The sequence below is a fragment of the Streptococcus sp. DD13 genome, from assembly GCF_001578875.1.
GTDB lineage: Bacteria > Bacillota > Bacilli > Lactobacillales > Streptococcaceae > Streptococcus.
In genome coordinates, this window is sequence record NZ_KQ969510.1 from 1 (window position 1) to 5086 (window position 5086).

General features: G+C 50.3%; 1 tRNA gene and 3 rRNA genes. All 4 read left to right on the forward strand.

Annotation, left to right across the window (positions count from 1 at the left end):
• Positions 1-160 precede the first annotated feature (160 nt).
• A 16S ribosomal RNA gene (locus tag STRDD13_RS08030) occupies positions 161-1708 on the forward strand.
• Between the two features lie 52 nt (positions 1709-1760).
• A tRNA-Ala gene (locus STRDD13_RS08035) sits at positions 1761-1833 on the forward strand.
• A 145-nt stretch (positions 1834-1978) separates the two neighbouring features.
• Positions 1979-4877: ribosomal RNA gene (locus tag STRDD13_RS08040) — 23S ribosomal RNA — on the forward strand.
• A 123-nt stretch (positions 4878-5000) separates the two neighbouring features.
• Positions 5001-5086: ribosomal RNA gene (gene rrf, locus STRDD13_RS08045) — 5S ribosomal RNA — on the forward strand; the annotation flags it as partial.

A 5086-nucleotide genomic window follows, 5' to 3' on the forward strand; every position in this document is an offset into this window, starting at 1 on the left:
GGTGACTCTGATATACTAAGATAGTTGCCTCGAGAGGAGGCGCAAGACCTTTGAAAATTAAAGAAGACGAACCAAACGTGCAGGGTGAATCATTTTAGGATGATTCGTCAATGAACAAAAAATAAATCTGTCAGTGACAGAATGAGTGAGAACTCAAACTTTAAATGAGAGTTTGATCCTGGCTCAGGACGAACGCTGGCGGCGTGCCTAATACATGCAAGTAGAACGCTGAAAGAAGGAGCTTGCTTCTTCTGGATGAGTTGCGAACGGGTGAGTAACGCGTAGGTAACCTGCCTGGTAGCGGGGGATAACTATTGGAAACGATAGCTAATACCGCATGACAATGGAAGACACATGTTTTCTATTTAAAAGGAGCAATTGCTTCACTACCAGATGGACCTGCGTTGTATTAGCTAGTTGGTAGGGTAACGGCCTACCAAGGCGACGATACATAGCCGACCTGAGAGGGTGATCGGCCACACTGGGACTGAGACACGGCCCAGACTCCTACGGGAGGCAGCAGTAGGGAATCTTCGGCAATGGGGGCAACCCTGACCGAGCAACGCCGCGTGAGTGAAGAAGGTTTTCGGATCGTAAAGCTCTGTTGTAAGAGAAGAACGAGTGTGAGAGTGGAAAGTTCACACTGTGACGGTATCTTACCAGAAAGGGACGGCTAACTACGTGCCAGCAGCCGCGGTAATACGTAGGTCCCAAGCGTTGTCCGGATTTATTGGGCGTAAAGCGAGCGCAGGCGGTTAGATAAGTCTGGAGTAAAAGGCTATGGCTCAACCATAGTGTGCTCTGGAAACTGTTTAACTTGAGTGCAGAAGGGGAGAGTGGAATTCCATGTGTAGCGGTGAAATGCGTAGATATATGGAGGAACACCGGTGGCGAAAGCGGCTCTCTGGTCTGTAACTGACGCTGAGGCTCGAAAGCGTGGGGAGCAAACAGGATTAGATACCCTGGTAGTCCACGCCGTAAACGATGAGTGCTAGGTGTTGGGTCCTTTCCGGGACTCAGTGCCGCAGCTAACGCATTAAGCACTCCGCCTGGGGAGTACGACCGCAAGGTTGAAACTCAAAGGAATTGACGGGGGCCCGCACAAGCGGTGGAGCATGTGGTTTAATTCGAAGCAACGCGAAGAACCTTACCAGGTCTTGACATCCCTCTGACCACCCTAGAGATAGGGTTTCCCTTCGGGGCAGAGGTGACAGGTGGTGCATGGTTGTCGTCAGCTCGTGTCGTGAGATGTTGGGTTAAGTCCCGCAACGAGCGCAACCCCTATTGTTAGTTGCCATCATTCAGTTGGGCACTCTAGCGAGACTGCCGGTAATAAACCGGAGGAAGGTGGGGATGACGTCAAATCATCATGCCCCTTATGACCTGGGCTACACACGTGCTACAATGGTTGGTACAACGAGTCGCAAGCCGGTGACGGCAAGCTAATCTCTTAAAGCCAATCTCAGTTCGGATTGTAGGCTGCAACTCGCCTACATGAAGTCGGAATCGCTAGTAATCGCGGATCAGCACGCCGCGGTGAATACGTTCCCGGGCCTTGTACACACCGCCCGTCACACCACGAGAGTTTGTAACACCCGAAGTCGGTGAGGTAACCATTTGGAGCCAGCCGCCTAAGGTGGGATAGATGATTGGGGTGAAGTCGTAACAAGGTAGCCGTATCGGAAGGTGCGGCTGGATCACCTCCTTTCTAAGGATAAGGAACCTGTACGTTAGTCTTCTTTAATTTTGAGAGGTCTTGTGGGGCCTTAGCTCAGCTGGGAGAGCGCCTGCTTTGCACGCAGGAGGTCAGCGGTTCGATCCCGCTAGGCTCCATTGAATCGAGAGATTCAAAGATTGTCCATTGAAAATTGAATATCTATATCAAATTCCAAATGTAAGAAATTACATTAGAATAGTAACAAGAAAATAAACCGAAACGCTGTGACTATTTAATGAGTAGGTCGAAAGACCAAAATAAGGTTAAGTTAATAAGGGCGCACGGTGGATGCCTTGGCACTAGAAGCCGATGAAGGACGTGACAAACGACGAAATGCTTTGGGGAGCTGTAAGTAAGCTGAGATCCAGAGATGTCCGAATGGGGGAACCCGGCAGGTAATGCCTGTCACCCACACCTGTTAAGGGTGTGAGGAGGAAGACGCAGTGAACTGAAACATCTAAGTAGCTGCAGGAAGAGAAAGCAAAAGCGATTGCCTTAGTAGCGGCGAGCGAAACGGCAGGAGGGCAAACCGAGAAGTTTACTTCTCGGGGTTGTAGGACTGCAATATGGACGTAAAGAGTATAGACGAATTACCTGGGAAGGTAAGCCAAAGAGAGTAACAGCCTCGTAGTCGAAATAGTCTTTATACCTAGCAGGATCCTGAGTACGGCGAGACACGCGAAATCTCGTCGGAATCTGGGAGGACCATCTCCCAACCCTAAATACTCTCTAGTGACCGATAGTGAACCAGTACCGTGAGGGAAAGGTGAAAAGTACCCCGGAAGGGGAGTGAAATAGAACCTGAAACCGTGTGCCTACAACAAGTTCGAGCCCGTTAATGGGTGAGAGCGTGCCTTTTGTAGAATGAACCGGCGAGTTACGTTATGATGCGAGGTTAAGTTGAAGAGACGGAGCCGTAGGGAAACCGAGTCTGAATAGGGCGCCATAGTATCATGACGTAGACCCGAAACCATGTGACCTACCCATGAGCAGGTTGAAGGTGCGGTAAGACGCACTGGAGGACCGAACCAGGGCACGTTGAAAAGTGCTTGGATGACTTGTGGGTAGCGGAGAAATTCCAAACGAACTTGGAGATAGCTGGTTCTCTCCGAAATAGCTTTAGGGCTAGCGTCGATGTTAAGTCTCTTGGAGGTAGAGCACTGTTTGGGTGAGGGGTCCATCTCGGATTACCAATCTCAGATAAACTCCGAATGCCAACGAGATATAATCGGCAGTCAGACTGCGAGTGCTAAGATCCGTAGTCGAAAGGGAAACAGCCCAGACCACCAGCTAAGGTCCCAAAATATATGTTAAGTGGAAAAGGATGTGGGGTTGCACAGACAACTAGGATGTTAGCTTAGAAGCAGCTATTCATTCAAAGAGTGCGTAATAGCTCACTAGTCGAGTGACCCTGCGCCGAAAATGTACCGGGGCTAAAACATATTACCGAAGCTGTGGATCCCTTAGGGGATGGTAGGAGAGCGTTCTATGTGTGAAGAAGGTGTACCGTGAGGAGCGCTGGAACGCATAGAAGTGAGAATGCCGGTATGAGTAGCGCAAGACAGGTGAGAATCCTGTCCACCGTAAGACTAAGGTTTCCAGGGGAAGGCTCGTCCGCCCTGGGTTAGTCGGGACCTAAGGAGAGACCGAAAGGTGTATCCGATGGACAACAGGTTGATATTCCTGTACTAGAGTATAGAGTGATGGAGGGACGCAGTAGGCTAACTAAACCGGACGATTGGAAGAGTCCGGCCAAGCAGTGAGGCGTGGTATGAGTCAAATGCTTGTACCTATAACGTTGAGCTGTGACGGGGAGCGAAGTTTAGTAGCGAAGTTAGTGATGTCACACTGCCAAGAAAAGCTTCTAGCGATAATTTATACTCTACCCGTACCGCAAACCGACACAGGTAGTCGAGGCGAGTAGCCTCAGGTGAGCGAGAGAACTCTCGTTAAGGAACTCGGCAAAATGGCCCCGTAACTTCGGGAGAAGGGGCGCTGACTTAAGGTCAGCCGCAGTGAATAGGCCCAAGCAACTGTTTATCAAAAACACAGCTCTCTGCTAAATCGTAAGATGATGTATAGGGGGTGACGCCTGCCCGGTGCTGGAAGGTTAAGAGGAGGGTTTAGCGTAAGCGAAGATCTGAATTGAAGCCCCAGTAAACGGCGGCCGTAACTATAACGGTCCTAAGGTAGCGAAATTCCTTGTCGGGTAAGTTCCGACCCGCACGAAAGGCGTAATGATTTGGGCACTGTCTCAACGAGAGACTCGGTGAAATTTTAGTACCTGTGAAGATGCAGGTTACCCGCGACAGGACGGAAAGACCCCATGGAGCTTTACTGCAGTTTGATATTGAGTATCTGTACCACATGTACAGGATAGGTAGGAGCCATCGACCTCGGGACGCCAGTTTCGAGTGAGGCGCTGTTGGGATACTACCCTTGTGTTATGGCTACTCTAACCCGGATAGGTGATCCCTATCGGAGACAGTGTCTGACGGGCAGTTTGACTGGGGCGGTCGCCTCCTAAAAGGTAACGGAGGCGCCCAAAGGTTCCCTCAGATTGGTTGGAAATCAATCGCAGAGTGTAAAGGTATAAGGGAGCTTGACTGCGAGAGCTACAACTCGAGCAGGGACGAAAGTCGGGCTTAGTGATCCGGTGGTTCCGTATGGAAGGGCCATCGCTCAACGGATAAAAGCTACCCTGGGGATAACAGGCTTATCTCCCCCAAGAGTTCACATCGACGGGGAGGTTTGGCACCTCGATGTCGGCTCGTCGCATCCTGGGGCTGTAGTCGGTCCCAAGGGTTGGGCTGTTCGCCCATTAAAGCGGCACGCGAGCTGGGTTCAGAACGTCGTGAGACAGTTCGGTCCCTATCCGTCGCGGGCGTAGGAAATTTGAGAGGATCTGCTCCTAGTACGAGAGGACCAGAGTGGACTTACCGCTGGTGTACCAGTTGTCTCGCCAGAGGCATCGCTGGGTAGCTATGTAGGGAAGGGATAAACGCTGAAAGCATCTAAGTGTGAAACCCACCTCAAGATGAGATTTCCCATGATTATATATCAGTAAGAGCCCTGAAAGAAGATCAGGTAGATAGGTTGGAAGTGGAAGTGTGGCGACACATGTAGCGGACCAATACTAATCGCTCGAGGACTTATCCAAAGATACGTAATGAGGGCCAACCAGTAAGGATTGAGCCTGAGTACAATTTCATTGAACGCAGCGTTTAAACAGTCTTGTTTCTAACGAATAGATATTCAATTTTGAGTAGGCAACTATTCATAGTTAAGTGACGATAGCCTAGGAGATACACCTGTTCCCATGCCGAACACAGCAGTTAAGCCCTAGAACGCCGGAAGTAGTTGGGGGTT